Raw genomic sequence first — 21,530 nt, 5'->3', positions numbered from 1 at the left:
GGCCCCAGGTCTCCAGAGCGGCCAAGGGCCCGCCGGGGCAGGATCAGGCGCCCGGCCCGGGCAGCTCGGGCCGGCCGGTCGCCAGGCGTGCCCCGATGTCCCGCAGTCCCGCGAGGTCGTGCACGTCGCCGGGCAGCGCGGCCACCTCGGTGACCGCGACCTCGGGATGACGCGCGGTGAAGCGGTCACGCGTGCGCTGCTCGCGAGCGAGCAGGTGCATGCGCTCCGCGTGCAGCCGAAGCAGGCCCGCGGTGAGCGCGTCGACGGACCGCTCCGCCGTGTCGGAAACCCCGGGTGAGGTGTCGGAAGCCTCGGGCGGGGCCTGGGAGGCCCCGGGTGAGGAGTCGGGGGCCGAGTCGCCGGGCTCGGAGCCGACCGCTTCTGAACTGCCGGGTGTGTCGTCTGAACTGCCGTACGTGTCGGGAGAGTTGCCGGAGGAGGTACGAACTCCAGCTTTCCCGCCGTCCTGATCCACAATGCGGGGATCCTCAAGATTTTCCGCGGCGGCGAGTGCCCGCTCGGCCGACAACCGGTCGGCGCCGCTGCCGTGGACCCGGTTGAGCACCAGACCGGCCAGCGGCATGTCCTCGGCCGCCAGCCGCTCCACGAAGTACGCGGCCTCGCGCAGTGCGTCCCGCTCCGGAGCCGCCACCACCAGGAACGCTGTCCCGGGCGCCTGGAGCAGCTTGTACGTCGCGTCCGCGCGGGTACGGAAGCCGCCGAACATCGAGTCCATCGCGGCCACGAAGGTCTGCACGTCCTTGAGGAACTGCCCGCCCAGCACCTTCCCCAGGACGCCGGTCATCATCGACATGCCGACGTTCAGGAACTTCATCCCGGCCCGGCCGCCGACCTTCGCGGGGGCCAGCAGGACGCGGATCAGCTTGCCGTCCAGGAAGGAACCGAGGCGCTTGGGCGCGTCCAGGAAGTCCAGCGCCGAGCGGGAGGGCGGCGTGTCGACGACGATGAGGTCCCACTCGTCCCTCGACCGCAGCTGCCCCAGCTTCTCCATCGCCATGTACTCCTGCGTGCCCGCGAAGCCCGCCGAGAGCGACTGGTAGAAGGGGTTGCCCAGGATCGCCGCCGCCCGTTCGGGATCCGCGTGGGACTCGACGATCTCGTCGAAGGTCCGCTTCATGTCGAGCATCATGGCGTGCAGCTCTCCGCCCGCCGCGTCGTCGACGCCCTTCACCCGGCGCGGGGTGTTGTCGAGCGAGTCGATGCCCATGGACTGCGCGAGCCGCCGGGCCGGGTCGATGGTGAGGACGACCACCTTGCGGCCGCGCTCGGCCGCCCGCAGGCCCAGGGCCGCCGCCGTGGTCGTCTTGCCGACCCCGCCCGAACCACAGCACACCACGATGCGGTTCTGCGGGTCCTCCAGCAGGGCGTCGACGTCGAGCACGCGCGCGGGGGCCAGGCGACGCGCACCCTCCTGGTGACGGGCCGGGCCGCCCTCCTGGTGACGGGCAGGGCCGCCCTTCCGGTGACGGGCCGGGTCGTCCGGACTCATGCGATCCCCTGCTTCCGCAGCTCGGTGGCCAGTTCGTACAGGCCCGCCAGGTCCATGCCCTCCGCGAGCAGCGGCAGTTCGTGCGTCGGCAGGCCCAGCTCACCGAGGACCGCCCGCTGCTCCTGCTCCAGCGCGTACCGCTCGGCGTACTCCCCGGCCTGGGCGAGGAGCGGGTCCACCAGCCGCTCGGCGTGCCCGCCCCGCCGCGCCCCGCCGAGTCCCGCCCCGGACAGGGACCGGGCCAGCGCCGTACGCGGTGTCTCCCGTACGAGCTCCAGGCCGGCGGCGTCCAGGACCTGGGGCCGGACCATGTTCACGACGACCCGGCCCACCGGGAGCCGTGCCGTCCGCAGCTCGGCGATGCCGTCCACGGTCTCCTGGACCGGCATCTCCTCCAGCAGCGTCACCAGGTGCACGGCGGTCTCCCGCGATTTCAGCACCCGCATCACGGCCTGCGCCTGATTGTGTATGGGACCGACCTTCGCGAGCCCCGCCACCTCGTCGTTGACGTTGAGGAAGCGCGTGATGCGGCCGGTGGGCGGGGCGTCCATGACGACGTAGTCGTACACGAACCGGCCCTGCTTGTCCTTGCGCCGGACCGCCTCGCAGGCCTTGCCGGTCAGCAGGACGTCCCTGACCCCCGGCGCGACGGTGGTCGCGAAGTCGATCGCGCCGAGCTTCTTCAGGGCCCGTCCGGCGCTGCCCAGCTTGTAGAACATCTGGAGGTAGTCCAGAAGGGCCAGTTCGGCGTCGATGGCGAGGGCGTACACCTCCCCGCCCCCGGGAGCGACGGCGATCTTCCGCTCCTCATAAGGCAGCGCCTCCGTTTCGAAGAGCTGCGCGATGCCCTGGCGGCCCTCGACCTCGACGAGAAGCGCGCGCTTCCCCTCGGTGGCCAGGGCCAGCGCGAGGGCCGCGGCCACCGTGGTCTTGCCGGTACCGCCCTTGCCGCTGACGACCTGGAGCCTGCTCACGTATTCGAGCGTAACCAGTCCGCGCGCCGAGTACTCCGGTGGCTGTGGACAACGTCGCCGCGGCCGGCACGCGCAGGGGCCCGGACAGCGGCTGCGGAGGCGCCCCGGCCAGCGGCTAGAGTCGGCCGCATGACCAAGTGGGAATACGCAACCGTGCCGCTGCTCGTCCATGCCACGAAGCAGATTCTGGACACCTGGGGCGAGGACGGCTGGGAGCTCGTCCAGGTCGTGCCCGGGCCGAACAACCCCGAGCAGCTCGTCGCCTACCTGAAGCGGGAGAAGCAGGCATGAGCGCGGTGGAGGCGAAGCTCGCCGAGCTCGGTCTGACACTGCCCGAGGTCGTCCCGCCGCTGGCCGCGTACCAGCCGGCCGTGCAGTCGGGCCCGTACGTCTACACGTCCGGCCAGCTGCCGATGCTGGGGGGCAAGCTTCCGGTCACCGGCAAGGTCGGTGCCGAGGTCACCCCGGACGAGGCCAAGGAACTGGCCCGCACCTGCGCGCTGAACGCTCTGGCCGCCGTGAAGTCCGTCGCCGGTGACCTCGACCGCGTCGCGCGTGTCGTCAAGGTCGTCGGCTTCGTCGCCTCGGCGACCGACTTCACCGGCCAGCCCGGCGTGGTCAACGGCGCCAGCGAGCTCCTCGGCGAGGTCCTCGGCGACAAGGGCGTGCACGCCCGCAGCGCGGTCGGCGTGGCGGTCCTCCCGCTGGACGCGCCGGTGGAGGTCGAGATCCAGGTGGAGCTCGTCCAGCCGTAGCGAACCGGGCTTCCGGAACGCCGACGAACCGGGCTTCCGGAACGCCGACGAACCGGGCTTCCGGAACGCCGACGGGCAGAGCTTCCGGAACGCCGATGGACAGGGTTTCCGGAACATCGACGGGCAGGGCTTTCGGAACGCCGACGGAGCGGACTTCCCGTCGTACGCCGACGGAGTGGACTTCCGCCGTACGCCGACGGAGCGCGGGGAACGGATGCCGGGTGCGGCGCGCGCGTTGCCAGGCCGGCAACAAACCTCGCGCCCGCCGCCCCGGCCCCGCAGGATCGGTCCCGGTGCCCCGTACGGCGCGGGAGCCGGCCCCGCCCGGCGGTCCCGGTCCGTACCCGGGCCGTACCGACCGTATGCGCCAGGAGGAGCCATGCCGCAGCCGCCCGTCACCGTCCAGCCGGCCGACCAGCCCGTCCATCGTCTGGTGCCCTCACCCGCAGGCCGGATCCATCTGGTGGAGCAGGGCAGCGGGCCGCTGGTCCTGCTCGTGCACGGCTTCCCCGAGTCCTGGTACTCCTGGCGCCACCAGCTGCCCGCGCTGGCCGCCGCCGGGTTCCGCGCCGTCGCCGTCGACGTACGCGGCTACGGGCGCTCCTCGCGGCCGGACGCCGTCGAGGCGTACCGGATGCTGGACCTGGTGGCGGACAACGTCGCCGTGGTGGAGGCCCTGGGGGAACGCTCCGCGGTGGTCGTCGGCCACGACTGGGGCGCGAACATCGCCGCCCACTCCGCGCTGCTGCGGCCGGACGTCTTCCGCGCGGTGGGCCTGCTGAGCGTGCCGTACGCCCCGCCGGGCGGACCGAGGCCCAGCGAGGTCTTCGCCGGCATGAGCGACCCGGCCGGGCCCTTCGCGGGGCAGGAGTTCTACGTCTCCTACTTCCAGGAGCCCGGGCGCGCCGAGGCGGAGATCGAGCCCGACGTACGTGGCTGGCTCGCCGGCCTCTACGCCGCCCTGTCCGCCGACACCATGCCCGGCCCCCAGGAGCCCGACCCGCACTTCGTCGCCGCCGGCGGCCGGATGCGCGACCGGTTCCCGGCCGCCGGGCGGCTGCCCGACTGGCTGACCGAGGAGGACCTGGACGTCTACGCCGGGGAGTTCGAGCGCACCGGCCTGACCGGGGCCCTCAACCGTTACCGCAACATGGACCGCGACTGGGCCGACTTGGCCGCGCACGAGGGCGCCCCGATCACCCAGCCGTCGCTCTTCCTCGGTGGCGCCCTGGACGCCTCCACCACCTGGCTGTCCGACGCGATCGAGGCGTACCCGGTCACCCTGCCGGGGCTGAGCGCCTCGCACCTCCTCGACGGCTGCGGCCACTGGCTCCAGCAGGAGCGCCCCGCGGAGACGAACCGGCTGCTCACCGAGTGGCTGACCGGCCTGCCCTCCTGAGGCCTCCCGGGCCCCGGGGGCCACTCGAACATCCGCCCGTCACCGGATAGCCTCCGGCCATGGCGAATGGTCAGGCGAATGGTCAGTGGTACCCACCGGAGTGGCCGGACCGCATCCGCGCGCTGGCGGCCGGCACCCTCACCCCGGTCACCCCGAAACGCGCGGCCACCGTCATGCTCCTCAAGGACGCCGGTACCGGCACCGACGCCACCGGGTCCCGGTCCGGTCCCACCGTGCACATGCTGCGCCGCCGCACCTCCATGGCGTTCGCCGGTGGCGCGTACGCCTACCCGGGCGGCGGGGTCGACCCGCGTGACGACGACCGGGCCGTCGGCTGGGCGGGCCCCACGCGCGCGTGGTGGGCGGATCGGCTGGGCGTCGACGAGGCGGGCGCCCAGGCGATCGTCTGCGCGGCCGTACGGGAGACGTACGAGGAGGCCGGCGTCCTGCTCGCCGGGCCGACCGGCGACTCCGTGGTCGGCGACACGACGGGCGCGGACTGGGAGGCCGACCGGGCCGCCCTGGTCGACCGTGAGCTGTCCTTCGCGGAGTTCCTGGACCGCCGGGGCCTGGTCCTGCGCTCCGACCTGCTGGGGGCCTGGGCGCGCTGGATCACCCCGGAGTTCGAGTCCCGGCGCTACGACACCTGGTTCTTCGTGGCCGCGCTCCCCGAGGGGCAGCGCACCCGCAACGCCTCCACGGAGGCCGACCGGACCGTGTGGATCACACCGGCGGAGGCGACCGCCGGGTACGACAGGGGCGAGCTGCTGATGATGCCGCCCACCGTCGCGACCCTGCGCGGCCTCGCCGGGTGCGCCACGGCGGCCGAGGCGCTGGCGTCGGCTCCCGGCCGCGACATGACGCCCGTGCTGGCGCGGGCACGGATCGTCGACGGTGAGATCGTCCTCTCCTGGCCGGGGCACGAGGAGTTCACCAAACACGTCCCCAGTACGGCACCGGCGACACCCAACGACCCGACCGGGGGAGCCCCCGCATGACGGACGCAGCAGCACTGCCCGGACAGCCGCGCGGCGGCGTCCTGTCGGGACCGGCCACCGCGCGCGCGGTGAACGTCCTCGCGCCCAACGCCTCCGCGATGACCCTGGACGGCACGAACACCTGGATCCTCGCCGAGCCCGACTCCGACCTGGCCGTCGTCGTCGACCCGGGCCCCCTGGACGACGCCCACCTGCGGCGCGTCGTCGAGACGGCCGAGCGGGCCGGAAAGCGGGTCGCGCTGACGCTGCTGACGCACGGTCACCCGGACCACGCGGAGGGCGCCGCCCGTTTCGCCGAGCTGACCCGCACGAACGTACGGGCCCTGGACCCGGCGCTGCGGCTGGGCGAGGAGGGGCTGGCGGCCGGTGACGTGATCGGGGTCGGCGGCCTGGAGCTGAGGGTCGTGGCGACCCCGGGGCACACAGCGGACTCCCTGTGCTTCCATCTCCCGGCCGACCGGGCGGTCCTGACGGGCGACACCGTCCTGGGCCGCGGCACGACGGTGGTGGCCCACCCGGACGGCCGCCTCGGCGACTACCTGGACTCCCTGCGCAGGCTCAGGTCGCTCACGACCGACGACGGGGTGCACATGGTGCTTCCGGGGCACGGGCCCGTCCTGGAGGACGCCCAGGGCGCCGTGGAGTACTACCTCGCCCATCGCGCCCACCGTCTCGCCCAGGTCGAGACGGCGGTGGAGGACGGCCACCGCACGCCGGGCGAGGTCGTCGCCCACGTGTACGCGGACGTCGACCGCTCCCTGTGGCCGGCGGCGGAACTGTCGGTGCGGGCGCAGCTGGAGTACCTGGGCGAGCACGGGATCGTCCAGCTGCCCGAGTAGGACCCGAGTAGGCCCCGACTCGGCCCCGGGGAGAGCCCAGCGGGTCAGCGGGAGCGCTTGGCCAGTCGCTCCACGTCCAGCAGGATCACCGCGCGGGCCTCCAGTCGGAGCCAGCCGCGCTGGGCGAAGTCCGCGAGTGCCTTGTTGACCGTCTCGCGGGACGCGCCGACCAGCTGGGCCAGCTCCTCCTGCGTGAGGTCGTGCACCACGTGGATGCCCTCCTCGGACTGCACGCCGAAGCGACGGGAGAGGTCGAGCAGGGCGCGGGCGACACGGCCGGGGACGTCCGAGAAGACCAGGTCGGACATGGCGTCGTTGGTCTTGCGCAGGCGGCGCGCGACGGCGCGCAGCAGCGCGGTGGCCACCTCGGGGCGGACGTTCAGCCAGGGCTGGAGGTCGCCGTGGCCGAGGGCGAGCAGCTTGACCTCGGTCAGCGCGGTGCCGGTCGCCGTGCGCGGGCCCGGGTCGAAGAGCGACAGCTCGCCGATCAGCTCGCTGGGGCCGACCACGGCCAGCATGTTCTCGCGCCCGTCGGGGGACGTGCGGTGGAGCTTGACCTTGCCTTCCGTGACCACGTACAGGCGGTCTCCGGGGTCCCCCTCGTGGAACAGGGTGTCGCCGCGGGCGAGGGTCACCTCACTCATGGAGGCGCGGAGCTCCGCGGATTGCTCGTCGTCGAGCGCCGCGAAGAGCGGGTTGCGCCGCAGAACGTCGTCCACGAGTTCTCTCCTTGTCGACCGGCTCAGAGGATCTTGTTCCCCCGGTGTACCAGGGGTCCGTGGTGCCCATTTTGCCGGACAGTCCAAACAGTGTGATCTGTCACAAGGATGCCGCACTGATGTCCCGGGGTACGCGGCAGGGGTCCAATTGGGCGCCGATCTTCGAGGTCCGGGGCGGATGTCGGTGCCGGGTCGTAGGCTGGCCGGGTGTCCAAATCGCCGGTGAGAGCACAGGCCGAGGGGGCTGCGCGGGTGAATGCCCGTCGCGATTCCGCTGTGGGCGAACAGGGCCCCGATGGTCGTAGAAAACCGGCGAAAGCGACAAAGAAGGCAGTGCCTGCCAAGAGGGTGACTGCAGGGAAGGGTGCCGTGGAGAAGAGCGCCGCGAGTAAGAAGACCGCCGCGAGCGAGAAGGTCGCCGCGAGTAAGAAGACCGCCGCGGGCGACACGGCAGCTGCGGGCAAGAAGGCCGCCGCGAAGAAGACCCCGCCCCTCAAGAGGCAGGCGCCCGCCAAGAAGCCCGCCATCGCCCCGAAGAAGGCCGCCGCCGCCGTCAAGGGCGTCGCCCCGGCGAAGACCGTCGCCACGAAACCGCCGGGCGGCGAGTCGCGTACCGCGCTGGTGCGCCGCGCCCGCCGTATCAACCGCGAGCTCGCCGAGATCTACCCGTACGCCCACCCGGAGCTGGACTTCGAGAATCCGTTCCAGCTGGTCGTGGCCACGGTGCTGTCCGCCCAGACCACCGACCTCAGGGTCAACCAGACGACGCCCGCCCTCTTCGCCAAGTACCCCACCCCCGAGGACCTGGCTGCCGCCGTCCCCGAGGAGGTCGAGGAGATCCTGCGCCCGACCGGCTTCTTCCGGGCCAAGACCAGGTCGGTCATAGGGCTGTCAAAGGCGCTCACGGAGGACTTCGGCGGCGAGGTACCCGGGCGCCTCGAAGACCTCGTCAAGCTGCCCGGCGTCGGCCGCAAGACCGCCTTCGTCGTGCTCGGCAACGCCTTCGGCCGCCCCGGCATCACCGTGGACACGCACTTCCAGCGCCTGGTGCGCCGCTGGCGGTGGACCGCGGAGACCGACCCGGACAAGATCGAGGCCGCCGTCGGCGCGCTCTTCCCGAAGAGCGACTGGACCGACCTCTCCCACCACGTGATCTGGCACGGCCGCCGCATCTGCCACGCCCGCAAGCCCGCCTGCGGTGCCTGCCCCATCGCCCCGCTCTGCCCCGCGTTCGGCGAGGGCGAGACGGACCCGGAGAAGGCGAAGAAGCTGCTGAAGTACGAGAAGGGCGGCTTCCCGGGGCAGCGGCTGAAGCCCCCGCAGGCCTACCTGGACGCGGGCGGCAAGCCGGCCCCGCCGCTGGGGGCCGGGTGACGGAACGATCTCGGGGGCTCGGGGCGTTGGAGTCTGCAGGACGGGGGTGGAGATGACACGGGCGAGCGACACGCAGGGCCCCGCGCGGGACCACACTCGGGGCGCGATGCTCAGCAAGGAGGGTCTGCCCGGCTGGCTGGACCCGGTGGTGCGGGCCGTCGAGACGGTCCGGCCGACCCAGCTGAGCCGCTTCCTGCCGCCGGCGGACGGCGCCGGCCGCCAGTCCGCCGTCCTGATCCTCTTCGGCGACGGCACGCGCGCGGGCGAGGACGGCGAGAAGGAGCCCGGCCGCGGGCCGGAGCTGCTGCTCATGGAGCGGGCCGGCTCCCTGCGCTCCCACCCCGGCCAGCCCGCCTTCCCGGGCGGCGCCCTCGACCCCGAGGACGGTGATCCGCGCGGTGACGGCCCGCTGCGGGCCGCCCTGCGCGAGGCCGAGGAGGAGACCGGACTCGACCCTTCCGGCGTGCAACTCTTCGGGGTCCTGCCCAAGCTCTACATCCCGGTGAGCGGCTTCGTCGTCTCCCCGGTGCTGGCCTGGTGGCGCGAGCCCACCCCGGTGGGCGTCGTCGATCCGGCCGAGACCGCGCGTGTCTTCACGGTCCCCGTGGCCGATCTCACGGACCCCGCCAACAGGGTGACGACCATCCACCCCAGCGGTCACCGAGGCCCGGCATTCCTGGTCGAATCGGCGCTCGTGTGGGGCTTCACCGCCGGCATCATCGACCGGTTGCTGCACTTCGCGGGCTGGGAGCGGCCCTGGGACCGGGAGAAGCAGGTCCCGCTGGACTGGCGCGCATGACAGGGTGGCCTGCATACCGCAGACGACAAGGCGAGGCCTGAATCGGTGAACGTGCTGGACATCCTGTTGCTGCTGGCCGCCGTCTGGTTCGCGATCGTCGGCTTCCGGCAGGGCTTCGTCGTCGGCATCCTGTCGGTGATCGGCTTCCTCGGCGGCGGTCTCGTCGCCGTCTCCCTGCTGCCGGTGATCTGGGACGCGCTGACGGACAACGCCGAGGTGAGCCAGACCGCCGCCGTCGTCGCGGTCGTCATCGTCATCGTGTGCGCCTCCGTCGGTCAGGCCCTGACGACCCATCTGGGCAGCAAGCTGCGCCGCTACATCACCTGGTCCCCGGCCCGCGCCCTGGACGCCACCGGCGGCGCCCTGGTCAACGTCGTGGCCATGCTCCTGGTCGCCTGGCTGCTCGGCTCCGCCCTCGCGCGGACCACGATGCCGACGGTCGGCAAGGAGGTGCGGCAGTCCACGGTGCTCGCCGGGGTGCAGGAGGTGCTGCCCGCGCAGGCCGACACCTGGTTCGACAGCTTCACCTCGGTCCTCGCGGAGAACGGCTTCCCACAGGTCTTCAGCCCGTTCTCCAACGAGCCGGTCCTCGACACGCCGCCGCCCGACCCGGCGCTGGTGAACAGCCCGGTCGCCGTCAACGCCAAGCGGTCCATCGTCAAGGTCATGGGCACCGCCCCGGACTGCGGCAAGGTCCTCGAGGGCACCGGCTTCGTCTTCGCCGACCGGCGAGTCATGACCAACGCGCATGTCGTCGGCGGCGTCGACGAACCCACGGTGCAGATAGGCGGCGAGGGGCTGAAGTACGACGCGACGGTCGTCCTGTACGACTGGAAGCGCGACATCGCCGTACTGGACGTGCCGGAACTGGACGCGCCCGCGCTGCGGTTCACCGACGAGGACGAGGACGCGCGGGGAGACGACGACGCGATCGTCGCGGGCTTCCCGGAGAACGGGGCGTACGACGTCCGTGCCGCGCGGGTGCGCGGGCGCATCACGGCCAACGGCCCGGACATCTACCACCGCGACACCGTCCGCCGGGACGTCTACTCGCTGTACGCGACCGTCCGTCAGGGCAACTCCGGCGGCCCGCTGCTGACGCCGGAGGGCGAGGTGTACGGCGTGGTCTTCGCCAAGTCCCTGGACGACCCCGACACCGGTTACGCGCTCACCGCGGACGAGATCCGCGAGGACATCAACAAGGGCCGCACCGCCGGCCAGCAGGTGGACAGCGACAGCTGCGCCCTCTAGCTCCGCGTCCGGGCAGACCCGGGTACGGGAGTGTCGAGGCGCTGTGTCTCAGGTCCGTGGATGGCGCAGGCGTACGGAGACCCAGCGGGCCCGGCGGCGCAGGATGCGCGGAATACCCACCCGAAGGTCCGCACCCGCGAGTTGCGGGGTGCCGCCGCGTCGGTGGGTGCTGCTCACGCCGCTCGTGGAGCGGCCGTCGCGTGCTACGTCACTGTAGTCGTGCGTCCAGCCCATACCCGGACGTGTGCCCCCGCCCCAAGGTCGATAACCGTTCCCGGGGCCCCCAATTGGCCTATGCGCCGGGCAAGTGGCCGTTCATAGGACAAGCGTTCCGGTTCGGATACCGGGCGCGTCCGTTCGGTGACCGATCGCTCACCGAACCATCACCGAAAGGTCATCGATCGGGTTCGGGATCCTTCAGCCAGTTGATCAGTTCGGTCGAGAAGGCGACCGGATCCTCTTCGTGCGGGAAGTGCCCGAGCCCGTCGAACAACCGCCAGCGGTACGGCGCTTCGACATACTGCCCCGACCCCGCCGCACTCCGTGTCCGCATCACGGGGTCCAGGGAGCCGTGCAGGTGCAGGGTCGGCACGCGCACCGGCCGCTTCATCCGGCGGTAGAACTGGACGCCGTCCGGACGGGCCAGGGAGCGCACCAGCCAGCGGTACGGCTCGACCGAGCAGTGCGCCGTGGAGGGGATGCACATGGCGCGCCGGTACGCCGTCACCGCCGTGTCGTCCAGGAGCCGCGGCCCGGACCAGTCGTGGAGCAGCCGGCCGACCAGCGCGCCGTCGTCCACGGTCAGTTGACGCTCCGGCACCCAGGGCCGCTGGAAACCCCAGATGTAGGAGCCCGCGCGGCTCTGGCGGACGTCCCCGAGCATGGCCGAGCGCCAGCGCCTGGGATGCGGCATCGAGGACACCGCGAGCCGTCGTACGAGCTTGGGCCGCATCGCGGCCGCCGTCCAGGCCAGGTAGCCGCCGAGGTCGTGACCGACCAGCGCGGCGTCCGGCTCGCCAAGGGAGCGGATCACGCCGGTGATGTCGAGGGCGAGGCCCGCGGGGTCGTAACCGCGCGGGGTGCGGTCGCTGCCTCCGACGCCGCGCAGGTCCATGGCGACCGCGCGGAAACCGGCGTCGGCGAGCGCCACCAGCTGGTGCCGCCAGGTCCACCAGAACTGCGGGAAGCCGTGCAGCAGCAGCACCAACGGTCCGTCGCCCAGCTCGGCGATGTGGAAGCGGGCGCCGTTGGCCGCGACGTCCCGGTGGGTCACCTCGGGTCCGCCCGGGATGCCGAGGCGCACCACCGAGGTGGGATTGGGGCGCTGCGGCGAGGGGGATTGCCCCGAAGGTGTGCTGGAGCCCGTCATGAGGACGAGCGTGCCACAGCCTCGATCGCTTCGGGGGACCGGTCGGCGGGCAGTTCCGGGCGCGGGTGCGGCTTGGCGTTCTGGAGCACGCCCGCCGACTGCTTCACCGAGGCGGCGACCTTCTGCGGGCCGCGGCCCTTCTTGGCCTTCTTCGCGAAGACGATGCCGATCAGCGCTAGGAGGCCCGCAACCAGCACGTTCGCGGCGAAGGACAGCAGGAAGCAGACGGCCATGTTCCAGCCGCTCCAGGTCCGGATGCCGTAGGCCAGCGCGAAGCTCAGCATCGGCAGGGAGAAGAGCAGGAGCAGGCCCGCGGCGGAGAACGCGCCGCCGCTCGTCGCCCCACGCTTGACGTCCTGCTTCAGCTGCGCCTTCGCCAGCGCGATCTCGTCGTGCACGAGCGCCGACATTTCGGTGGTCGCCGAGGCGAACAGCTGGCCGATGCTGCGTTCGGTGCCGACCGGGCTGCCGTCGGGTGCGCTCATCGCGGTCTCCCTCTTCTGCTGGCTCTTCTGCGTACGGTTCCGTGGCGTCGGATCGTCCTCGGTCCGGCCGTGTCCGGCCCGACCCGTGTCCGTTCGACTGCGTACGGCCCCGTCTTTTGTACCGTCTCGTCAGATCATGCCGGACCGTCGCCCTCATCGCCTGCCCCGCCCGCCACTTCGGCAAGCCGTGCCGCCTCCATCTCCCCGGCGATCCGGCGGTGCTCGGCGGCCTTCCTCTCGTAGACGGCGGCCACCCGCAGGTGGTACGCGGGGTCGTCCTCCTCGTAGATGTCGGGGACACCGCTGAGGTCGTCGTCGCGCTCCTCCTCCGCGACCATCCCCCGATACTTCGCGTTCCGTATCTTCAGCAGCACCGTCGCCAGGCCCGCCGCGATCAGCGAGCCGGTCAGGACGGCGGCCTTGACCTGGTCGGTCATTGCCGCGTCGTCCTCGAACGCCAGCTCGCCGATGAGCAGCGAGACGGTGAACCCGATACCGGCCAGCGTCGCCACCGCGAACACGTCCGCCCACTGGAGGTCGTCGCTGAGCGAGGCCCTGGTGAAGCGCGAGGTCAGCCAGGTGCCGCCGAAGATGCCCAGCGTCTTGCCGACGACCAGCCCGAGCACCACGCCGAGGGTCTCCGGCTTGGTGAACACGTCGGCCAGCGCCCCGCCGGAGATGGCCACCCCCGCGCTGAACAGGGCGAACAGCGGCACGGCCAGGCCCGCCGACAGCGGGCGCACCAGGTGCTCGATGTGCTCGCCGGGCGAGTGCTCCTCGCCCTCGCGCGTGTGGCAGCGAAGCATCAGGCCCATCGCGACACCGGCGATGGTGGCGTGGACGCCGCTGTTGTACATCAGGCCCCAGATCACCAGGCCGAGCGGGACGTACACGTACCAGCCGCGCACGCCCTTGCGGAGCAGCAGCCAGAAGACGACGAGGCCGACGACCGCGCCGCCGAGCGCGGCGAAGTTGAGGCCGTCGGTGAAGAAGACCGCGATGATCAGGATGGCGAACAGGTCGTCGACGACGGCGAGGGTCAGGAGGAAGGCGCGCAGGGCGCTCGGCAGCGACGTGCCGATGACGGCGAGTACGGCGAGCGCGAAGGCGATGTCGGTGGCGGTCGGCACGGCCCAGCCGGACAGGGAGCCGCCGCCCGCGGTGTTGGTGACGGTGTACACGACCGCCGGTACGACCATGCCGCACAGCGCCGCCACCACCGGGAGCGCGGCGGCCTTGGGGTCCTTCAGGTCACCGGCGACGAGTTCGCGTTTGAGTTCGATGCCGGCGACGAAGAAGAAGACCGCGAGGAGTCCGTCGGCGGCCCAGTGGGCGACCGACAGGTTCAGGCCGAGGGCCGCGGGGCCGAAGTGGAAGTGGCTGACGCTCTCGTAGCTGTCGTGCAGTGCCGGGATGTTCGCCCACACCAGGGCGGCGATCGCGGCGACGAGCAGCAGGACACCGCCGACGGTCTCGGTGCGCAGCGCGTCCGCGATGTAGGTGCGCTCCGGCAGGGACAGCCGGCCGAAGGCTTTGCGGGGGGTGCGGGGCGCGGTCACGAGGAGAACCTCCGGTCGGTGGGCAGCACGGAACACATGCCGACCAGACTTCCCGGCGCACCATGAGGATCTTGATGATTCTCTTACGTGCCGTCCAGCTTACCCGGGCCCCGGAGGTCGCACAGGGCGAGGGCACCCGGCGCGCGTCCGGCGCCGGGTGCCCTCGCCCTGTGCGTGCGGCCGGCTCAGTCCTCGCTGGGCGCGGCCGGGAGCTTCGTCTGGATCAGGTCCATGACCGTCGAGTCCGCCAGCGTCGTGACGTCGCCGACCTGGCGGTTCTCCGCCACGTCTCGCAGCAGGCGCCGCATGATCTTGCCGGAGCGTGTCTTCGGCAGCTCCGAGACCGGCAGGATCCGCTTGGGCTTGGCGATCGGGCCGAGGGTGGCACCGACGTGGTTGCGCAGCTCGGCGACCAGGCCCTCGCTCTCCGCGGTGGTGCCGCGCAGGATTACGAAGGCCACGATGGCCTGGCCGGTCGTCTCGTCCGCCGCGCCGACCACGGCCGCCTCGGCGACCGACGGGTGGGAGACGAGGGCCGACTCGACCTCGGTGGTGGAGATGTTGTGGCCGGAGACGAGCATCACGTCGTCGACGCGGCCGAGCAGCCAGATGTCGCCGTCGTCGTCCTTCTTGGCGCCGTCGCCCGCGAAGTACTTGCCCTCGAAGCGCGACCAGTACGTGTCGATGAACCGCTGGTCGTCGCCCCAGATGGTGCGCAGCATCGACGGCCACGGCTCGGTGAGCACCAGGTAGCCGCCCCCGCCGTTCGGCACCTCGCGCGCCTCGTCGTCGACGACGGTGGCGGAGATGCCGGGCAGCGGCCGCTGGGCGGAGCCCGGCTTGGCCGCCGTGACGCCCGGCAGCGGTGTGATCATCATCGCACCGGTCTCGGTCTGCCACCAGGTGTCGACGACCGGCGTCGTGTCCGCGCCGATGTTCTTGCGGTACCAGATCCACGCCTCGGGGTTGATCGGCTCGCCGACCGAGCCGAGGACGCGCAGCGAGGACAGGTCGAACTTCGCGGGGATGTCGTCGCCCCACTTCATGAACGTCCGGATCGCGGTGGGCGCCGTGTACAGGATCGTCACGCCGTACTTCTGCACGATCTCCCAGAAGCGGCCCTGGTGCGGGGTGTCCGGGGTGCCCTCGTACATGACCTGTGTGGCGCCGTTGGTGAGCGGGCCGTAGACGATGTACGAGTGCCCGGTGACCCAGCCGACGTCGGCGGTGCACCAGAAGACGTCGGTCTCCGGCTTGAGGTCGAAGACGGCCCAGTGGGTGTACGCCGTCTGCGTGAGGTAGCCGCCGGAGGTGTGCAGGATGCCCTTGGGCTTACCCGTCGTGCCGGACGTGTACAGGATGAAGAGCGGGTGCTCGGCGTCGAACGCCTCGGGCGTGTGCTCGGCGGACTGGCCGTCGACGATCTCGTGCCACCACTTGTCGCGGGAGTCGTCCCAGGCGACGTCCTGGCCGGTGCGGCGGACGACGAGCACGTGCTCGACGATCCCGGCGCGCTCGACGGCCTCGTCGACGGCCGGCTTGAGCGCGGACGGCTTGCCGCGCCGGTAGCCGCCGTCGGCGGTGATGACGACGCGGGCGTCGGCGTCCTGGATGCGGGTGGCCAGCGCGTCCGAGGAGAAGCCGCCGAAGACGACCGAGTGCGCGGCGCCGATGCGGGCACAGGCCAGCATCGCGATCGCCGTCTCGGGAATCATCGGCATGTAGATCGCGACCCGGTCGCCCTTCTGCACCCCCAGCTCCAGCAGGGCGTTGGCGGCCTTGGAGACCTCGTCCTTGAGCTGGGCGTAGGTGAGGGCGCGGCTGTCGCCGGACTCGCCCTCGAAGTGGATGGCGACGCGGTCGCCGTTGCCCGCCTCCACGTGGCGGTCCACGCAGTTGTAGGCGACGTTCAGCGTGCCGTCCTCGAACCACTTGGCGAACGGCGGGTTCGACCAGTCCAGCGTCTCGGTCGGCTCCTTCGCCCAGGTCAGTCGGCGGGCCTGCTCGGCCCAGAAGCCGAGCCTGTCAGCCTTGGCCTGTTCGTACGCCTCCGCCGTGACGTTGGCGTTCGCGGCCAGGTCGGCGGGGGGTGCGAACCTGCGTTCTTCCTTGAGCAGGTTGGCCAAGGATTCGTTGCTCACGACATCTCCCTTTCTCAGGGTTGTCCGTTGTGTCCCAGGCCACAGCTCATCAGACCCGGGGGGCCGATGACAAGGGTCGACGGGCAAATGGTTTAGACCTGTTCTGGTCGCCGCCTGCCTGCTGTGTCTCCTCCGTGGCTTTGTGGTCCGTGGTCACCCGTACCCACGGACGCCGACGGCGCGGGGTTCAGGGTGTGTAACGCCGCTCACACCTGCCCGCGCCGCGGCTCCCCGGGACCGCTCGGACGGTCGGCTCGGGCGGTCAGCCGGTCAGGTTCGTCTCCCGTACCAGCTCGAACACGCCGCCTTCCGCGTCCTCGGACAGCAGGTACGACTGGGCCTCACCCACGTGGAAGTACATGCCGTGCAGCTCCAGGTCCCCGGCTCCCAGCGCGCGGGCCACCGAGTCGTGGGCGCGCAGGTGCTCCAGCTGCTGGACCACGTTGGCCAGGCACAGCCGCTCGGCCGCGTCGGCGGCCCCGTGCTCGGCCGGCCGGACGCGGGAGCGACCGGACTCGCGCTCGGGCTCGGACTCGTGCTCGTTCGCGTACGCGTCCAGGTCCGGCAGGGCGCGCTCCAAGCTGGGCAGCCCGTGCCGCAGCCACCGCTGGAGGGGCGTGCGCGCACCCCTGTGTTCGGCGCCGAGCAGCGCCTGCATCGCCCCGCACCCGGAGTGCCCGCACACCGTGATGGACCGCACCTTCAGTACGTCCACGGCGTACTCGATCGCCGCGGCCACCGAGTCGTCGCCGCTCTCCTCGCCGGGCAGCGGCACGAAGTTGCCGACGTTGCGCACCACGAAGAGGTCGCCGGGACCACTGGAGGTGATCATCGACGTGACGACCCGCGAGTCGGCGCAGGTCAGGAAGAGCTGGGAGGGCTGCTGTCCCTCCCGGGCCAGCCGGGCCAGCTCACGGCGCATCAGCGGACCGGTGTTGCGATGGAACGCGTTGATGCCACGGGCGAGTTCGTGTCCGAGGGGTCCGTCCGGGGTACCGGACGCGTCTGTTGCGTCTGTTGCGCCTCTCGTCCGTCCTGTGCCGGGTGTTTTCAGGCCGGTCGTGGTGCCGAGGGTCCCGCCGGGGGAGCCTTCGGTGGCCGCCTGCCCGACCGGGCCGGATGACGGGGTCTTCGGCGGGCGTTCGCACTGGTGGTTGCGCCAGGGCGTCCAGGGACGGCAACGGCAGCCGTCCTCCTCGGCGGGTTCGGAGATCCGGGTGCCCGGCCGGCGGCCGGTGATGTCGACGGAGCCGCCCTGCGCGGTGTGCGTCTTCTGCCAGTCCTGCAGCGTCTCGTACGCCGCATGGTCCATGAACGAACCGTCCAGCTCGACGACGGCGTCCGCTCCGTGGGGCACCTGGTGCAGGACCCGGCTGAGCCGCGGCACGGCGAGGAAGGTCAACTGGCCGCGTACGTGTACGTGATGGACTCCCTCCGTGTCGTCGTGGGTGATCCGGGTGCGGGTGAGGCGGTGCAGGGCGACGCCGACGGCGACGGCGATGCCCAGTGCGACGCCCTCCAGGACGCCGAGAAACACCACGCCACAGGTGGTGACCGCGTAGACCAGCACCTCACGGTGGCGGGTCACCGTACGGATGTGGTTCAGCGACACCATCTTGAGGCCGACGGCCATGACCAGGGCGGCGAGCGAGGCGAGCGGGATGAACTCGAGGGCCGGGACCATCAGCAGTGCGGCGATCACTACGAGAACGCCGTGCAGCATCGTGGAGTTCCGGCTGACGGCGCCCGCCGCCACATTCGCGGAACTGCGCACGGCCACACCGGCGATGGGCAGTCCGCCGAGCGACCCGGAGACGATGTTGGCGGCGCCCTGACCGAGCAGTTCCCGGTCGAGGTCGGAGCGCTTGACGCGGCCGGTCAGGGCGGGCCGGGCGGCGACCAGTTTGTCCACGGCGACAGCGCCGAGCAGGGACTGCACGCTGCACACCAACGTGGTGGTGAGGACGGCGGCGACGAGACCCAGTACCGGGCCGTCGGGCAGCGAGGCCAGGGCGTGGCTGCTCCAGGACGGCAGGTCGACCTTGGGCAGGCGAAGTCCGGTGAGGGCGGCGACCGCGGTGGCACCCGCGACGGCGATCAGGGCGGCGGGCAGCCTGCCCAGGAGCTGGCCCGCCCGGCCGGGGACGCGGGGCCAGAGCAGCAGCAGGGTCAGGGTCAGCACGCTCACGGCCAGGTCGGCGGGGTGGACGTTCGCCAACTGGGCGGGCAGCGCGACCAGGTTGTCGGGCACGGAGCTCTGGGGGGTGCCACCGAGGACGATGTGCAGCTGGGCGACGGCGATGGTGACGCCGATGCCGGCGAGCATGCCGTGCACGATGGCAGGGCTCACGGCGAGCGCCGAGCGCGCCACGCGCAGGCAGCCCAGGCCGAGTTGGGCGAGCCCGGCGAGAACGGTGATGGCACAGGTCGTACGCCATCCGTAGTGCTGGATGAGGTCGGCGGTGACCACGGTGAGCCCGGCGGCGGGGCCACTGACCTGGAGGGGACAGCCGCCGATCCGTCCGGCGACGATCCCGCCCACCGCGGCGGCGACGAGGCCGGCCTGGAGGGGGGCGCCGGTGGCGAGGGCGATACCCAGGGAGAGGGGGAGCGCGATCAGGAAGACCGCGATCGCGGCCGAGACATCGGCACCCGCGACGCGGAAGCGCCGGGGGCCCTTGGGCGGCGGGCTGTGGGGTTGGTGGACGTGCTTGGTCCGGGCCGAATCGGCGCGGGCGGGGACGCAGGCTGACATGTTCCCGTCTCCTGAGAATCCGTTCGATTACAGCGAGTAAATAGAGAGTAATTCAGAGTAAAGAAGAGGCATAGGTTTTTAGCACGAATGGAGTAACGCCCCGCGCATTCGAGTGGATCAGTTATTTCATCGGCTTGTCGTACTAATTCCCTCTCATTTCCGTGTCACCTTGACGGCGCTGACGGCACGGCCCGGCTCAGCACCCGACATCGCCTAGTCGGCGTTGGCCCGAGAGAAGGAAGAAGGTGGGCGGACATGGCCGCCACCCGCAGGATGGCCTCCCGCAAGACGGCCGCGCGCGCCGTGGTCGCCGCGGTCTGCGCCGCGTCGCTGGCCGGTTGCGCGATCGACAACGGGACCGGTTCCGGCGAAGGGACGCAAGGCCCGGCGAAGGAGAAGGGGAAAGCGGCACCGGCGCCCAAGAACGCGGTCCGGCTGATCGGCGACGGTTCCACCGCGTACACCGGGGCCCAGCCGCACCTGCCCCGGCCCGAACGTCTCAAGCCCGGCCAGAAGCCCCCGCAGTTCGTGGTGTTCTCGTGGGACGGTGCGGGTGAGGACAGCCAGAAGCTGTTCTCCCACTTCCGCGAAGTGGCCAAGGAGAACAACGCCACCATGACGTACTTCCTGAGCGGCGTGTACATGCTGCCGACCGAGAAGCGGGACCTGTACAACCCGCCCCAGCACTCCCCGGGCCGCTCCGACATCGGTTTCAACGACGAGCAGGGAATCGCCGACACCATCAAACAGCTGCGGCTGGCCTGGCAGGAGGGCAACGAGATCGGCACCCACTTCAACGGGCACTTCTGCGGCGCCGGCGGCGGGGTCGGCGAGTGGTCCGTCGAGGAGTGGAAGGCGGAGATCAGCCAGGCCAAGCAGTTCGTGAAGACCTGGAAGACCAACACCGGGATGAAGAACGCCGCGCCCCTGCCCTTCGACTACGAAAAGGAGCTGATCGGCGCCCGCACCCCGTGCCTGGAGGGGCAGAAGAACTTCATGAAGGCGGCGAGCCAGATGGGCTTCCGCTACGACAGCAGCGGGGTGAACAACCAGGTCTGGCCGTCGAAGAAGGAGGGCCTGTGGGACCTGTCGATGCAGCTCGTGCCGTTCCCCGGCCACTCCTACGAGCAGCTCACCATGGACTACAACTACATGGTCAACCAGTCGGGCACCGCCACCCAGGGCGACCCCGCCAAGCGCGAGTTCTGGGGCGACCAGATGCGCGACAGCCTGCTCAAGGGCTTCGAGCGGGCCTACGACGGGAACCGCGCGCCGCTGATCATCGGCAACCACTTCGAGTCCTGGAACGGCGGCACCTACATGCGCGCCGTGGAGGAGGTCGTCGAGACGGTGTGCACCAAGGAGGAGGTGCGCTGTGTCTCCTTCCGGCAACTCGCGGACTGGCTGGACGCCCAGGACCCCAAGGTCCTGAAGAAGCTGCGCACCCTCGGCGTGGGTGAGGCTCCGAAGAAGAGCTGGGCGTCCTTCCTCTCGGCCGCGCCCGCACCGGCGCCGAAGGGCGTGCCCGGGGCGCCGGCCGCCAAGCAGTAGGGCCGGGCCGCCGCGCGCTCCGAGGGGTACGGGGACGCGGTGACCGGCGGTTCACGCGGGGGCGGCGACCTCCTCGCCGAGGACGAAACCGGGGTCGACCTGCGCAGCCAGGTCGTCCCCGGTGCGTTCGTTGCCCCAACTGTGGGCGTTCTTCAGATGGAAGTGGACCATCTGCTGGGTGTAACGCGCCCAGTCCCGCAGACCGTACGTCGCGTCGACGGCCGTGTGCAGCGTGCGCAGCGCCCGGCCGTTGGCCTCCTCCAGGAGCTCGAACCTGGGCGGGCGGCCCTTCTCCATGGCACGCACCCAGTCCGAGTGTCCGACGGTGACCAGCAGGTCGTCCCCGACCTGGTCGCGCAGGAAGTCGAGGTCGTCCTGCCCCTGCACCTTGTTGCCGACGACCTTCAGGGTGACGCCGAAGTCGCGGGCGTACTCCTTGTACTGGCGGTAGACGGAGACACCCTTGCGGGTCGGCTCGGCGACGAGGAACGTGATGTCGAAGCGGGTGAACATACCAGAGGCGAACGAGTCCGAGCCGGCGGTCATGTCCACCACGACGTACTCGTCACGTGCGTCGACCAGATGGTTCAGGCACAGCTCCACCGCTCCGGTCTTGGAGTGATAGCAGGCGACCCCCAGGTCGGCGTCCGTGAAAGGCCCCGTGACCATCAAACGGACGGTCCCGCCGTCGAGTTCCACCGGCCGGGCACAGGCGTCGTAGACCGGGTTGTCCTCGCGCACGCGCAGCAGGCGGGAGCCCTCGCCGGGCGGCGTCGTTTTGATCATCTTCTCGGTGGAGGCGATGCGCGGGTTGGTGCCGCGCAGATGGTCCTTGATCAGCGAAAGGTGCTCGCCCATCGCGGGCAGCCCGGCCGCCTCCGCGTCGTCGAGACCCAGCGCTGCCCCCAGGTGCTGGTTGATGTCGGCGTCGATCGCGACGACGGGTGCGCCGGTGGCGGCGAGGTGGCGGACGAAGAGGGAGGACAGGGTGGTCTTGCCGCTGCCGCCCTTCCCGACGAAAGCAATTTTCATGTTCACCAAGCGTAGTGGCT

The 21,530-nt window shown here is 71.3% G+C and carries 19 protein-coding genes; 9 read left to right on the top strand and 10 right to left on the bottom strand.

The genetic code is table 11. The annotated features are described in order from the left end of the window. Window positions 1-43: 43 nt before the first annotated feature. The gene (locus tag C4J65_RS14665; RefSeq protein ID WP_115742814.1) at window positions 44-1,510 is read right to left on the bottom strand and encodes an ArsA family ATPase; all 1,467 of its coding nucleotides are present in this window, start codon (window positions 1,508-1,510) and stop codon (window positions 44-46) included. Then, the gene (locus C4J65_RS14660) at window positions 1,507-2,484 is read right to left on the bottom strand and encodes an ArsA-related P-loop ATPase (RefSeq protein WP_115742813.1); all 978 of its coding nucleotides are present in this window, start codon (window positions 2,482-2,484) and stop codon (window positions 1,507-1,509) included. The genes C4J65_RS14665 and C4J65_RS14660 overlap by 4 nt, the downstream gene beginning before the upstream one ends. 129 nt (window positions 2,485-2,613) lie before the next feature. Here C4J65_RS14660 and C4J65_RS14655 point away from each other — a divergent pair, with 129 nt between their 5' ends. From C4J65_RS14655 to C4J65_RS14635, 5 genes are all read left to right on the top strand, one after another. Continuing rightward, window positions 2,614-2,775, top strand: a complete 162-nt coding sequence (locus tag C4J65_RS14655) for a DUF4177 domain-containing protein (RefSeq protein WP_003975360.1) — start codon at window positions 2,614-2,616, stop codon at window positions 2,773-2,775. Further along, the gene (locus C4J65_RS14650) at window positions 2,772-3,239 is read left to right on the top strand and encodes a RidA family protein (protein WP_115742812.1); all 468 of its coding nucleotides are present in this window, start codon (window positions 2,772-2,774) and stop codon (window positions 3,237-3,239) included. Before C4J65_RS14655 ends, C4J65_RS14650 begins: the two co-directional genes overlap by 4 nt. A 379-nt stretch (window positions 3,240-3,618) precedes the next feature. After that, window positions 3,619-4,638, top strand: a complete 1,020-nt coding sequence (locus C4J65_RS14645) for an alpha/beta hydrolase (RefSeq protein WP_115742811.1) — start codon at window positions 3,619-3,621, stop codon at window positions 4,636-4,638. Between the two features lie 59 nt (window positions 4,639-4,697). Next, a complete protein-coding gene (locus C4J65_RS14640) occupies window positions 4,698-5,636 on the top strand; it encodes an NUDIX hydrolase (RefSeq protein WP_115742810.1) in 939 nt (312 codons plus the stop codon). Next, window positions 5,633-6,475: an MBL fold metallo-hydrolase gene (locus C4J65_RS14635; RefSeq protein ID WP_115742809.1), complete on the top strand. Its 843-nt coding sequence runs from the start codon at window positions 5,633-5,635 to the stop codon at window positions 6,473-6,475. The genes C4J65_RS14640 and C4J65_RS14635 overlap by 4 nt, the downstream gene beginning before the upstream one ends. A 44-nt stretch (window positions 6,476-6,519) precedes the next feature. Here the strand turns inward: C4J65_RS14635 and C4J65_RS14630 are convergent, their stop codons facing one another. Beyond that, window positions 6,520-7,194: a Crp/Fnr family transcriptional regulator gene (locus C4J65_RS14630; protein WP_003975365.1), complete on the bottom strand. Its 675-nt coding sequence runs from the start codon at window positions 7,192-7,194 to the stop codon at window positions 6,520-6,522. Window positions 7,195-7,563: 369 nt separating this feature from the next. Here C4J65_RS14630 and nth point away from each other — a divergent pair, with 369 nt between their 5' ends. The 3 genes from nth to C4J65_RS14610 are packed head-to-tail and all read left to right on the top strand — an operon-like array spanning window position 7,564 to window position 10,618. Further along, window positions 7,564-8,568 (top strand): endonuclease III, encoded by a 1,005-nt coding sequence (nth, locus tag C4J65_RS14620; protein ID WP_346265876.1) that lies wholly within the window; start codon window positions 7,564-7,566, stop codon window positions 8,566-8,568. A 52-nt stretch (window positions 8,569-8,620) separates the two neighbouring features. Then, window positions 8,621-9,367, top strand: a complete 747-nt coding sequence (locus C4J65_RS14615; protein ID WP_115742807.1) for a CoA pyrophosphatase — start codon at window positions 8,621-8,623, stop codon at window positions 9,365-9,367. Between the two features lie 45 nt (window positions 9,368-9,412). Further along, window positions 9,413-10,618 carry a MarP family serine protease gene (locus C4J65_RS14610; protein WP_115742806.1) on the top strand — a complete coding sequence of 402 codons (1,206 nt, stop codon included), beginning with the start codon at window positions 9,413-9,415 and terminating at the stop codon, window positions 10,616-10,618. Between the two features lie 48 nt (window positions 10,619-10,666). On the opposite strand, the gene C4J65_RS36640 is transcribed toward C4J65_RS14610, so the two are convergent. The 6 genes from C4J65_RS36640 to C4J65_RS14580 form a co-directional block, all read right to left on the bottom strand. Continuing rightward, window positions 10,667-10,852, bottom strand: coding sequence for a hypothetical protein (locus tag C4J65_RS36640; protein WP_078582024.1), 186 nt, complete (start codon window positions 10,850-10,852; stop codon window positions 10,667-10,669). A gap of 160 nt (window positions 10,853-11,012) precedes the next feature. Beyond that, window positions 11,013-11,987, bottom strand: a complete 975-nt coding sequence (locus C4J65_RS14600) for an alpha/beta hydrolase (protein WP_115742805.1) — start codon at window positions 11,985-11,987, stop codon at window positions 11,013-11,015. Continuing rightward, on the bottom strand, window positions 11,984-12,472 hold the full coding sequence (locus C4J65_RS14595) for a phage holin family protein (protein ID WP_003975371.1): 489 nt from the start codon (window positions 12,470-12,472) through the stop codon (window positions 11,984-11,986). The genes C4J65_RS14600 and C4J65_RS14595 overlap by 4 nt, the downstream gene beginning before the upstream one ends. Before the next feature lie 134 nt (window positions 12,473-12,606). Then, window positions 12,607-14,031 (bottom strand): Na+/H+ antiporter NhaA, encoded by a 1,425-nt coding sequence (nhaA, locus tag C4J65_RS14590; RefSeq protein WP_115742804.1) that lies wholly within the window; start codon window positions 14,029-14,031, stop codon window positions 12,607-12,609. Between the two features lie 185 nt (window positions 14,032-14,216). Then, window positions 14,217-16,172 carry an acetate--CoA ligase gene (gene acs / locus C4J65_RS14585; protein ID WP_115742803.1) on the bottom strand — a complete coding sequence of 652 codons (1,956 nt, stop codon included), beginning with the start codon at window positions 16,170-16,172 and terminating at the stop codon, window positions 14,217-14,219. A gap of 262 nt (window positions 16,173-16,434) precedes the next feature. After that, complete coding sequence (locus C4J65_RS14580; RefSeq protein WP_115742802.1) at window positions 16,435-18,927, bottom strand: SulP family inorganic anion transporter; 2,493 nt, start codon at window positions 18,925-18,927, stop codon at window positions 16,435-16,437. 255 nt (window positions 18,928-19,182) lie between these two features. Here C4J65_RS14580 and C4J65_RS14575 point away from each other — a divergent pair, with 255 nt between their 5' ends. Next, window positions 19,183-20,478, top strand: coding sequence for a hypothetical protein (locus C4J65_RS14575; protein ID WP_115742801.1), 1,296 nt, complete (start codon window positions 19,183-19,185; stop codon window positions 20,476-20,478). A gap of 51 nt (window positions 20,479-20,529) precedes the next feature. Here the strand turns inward: C4J65_RS14575 and C4J65_RS14570 are convergent, their stop codons facing one another. Beyond that, on the bottom strand, window positions 20,530-21,510 hold the full coding sequence (locus C4J65_RS14570) for an ATP-binding protein (RefSeq protein WP_162833189.1): 981 nt from the start codon (window positions 21,508-21,510) through the stop codon (window positions 20,530-20,532). Window positions 21,511-21,530 lie beyond the last annotated feature (20 nt).

Origin of the sequence: Streptomyces sp. CB09001, assembly GCF_003369795.1 — a bacterium.
Taxonomy (GTDB): domain Bacteria; phylum Actinomycetota; class Actinomycetes; order Streptomycetales; family Streptomycetaceae; genus Streptomyces.
This window is presented reverse-complemented; position numbering and strand designations above follow the sequence as displayed.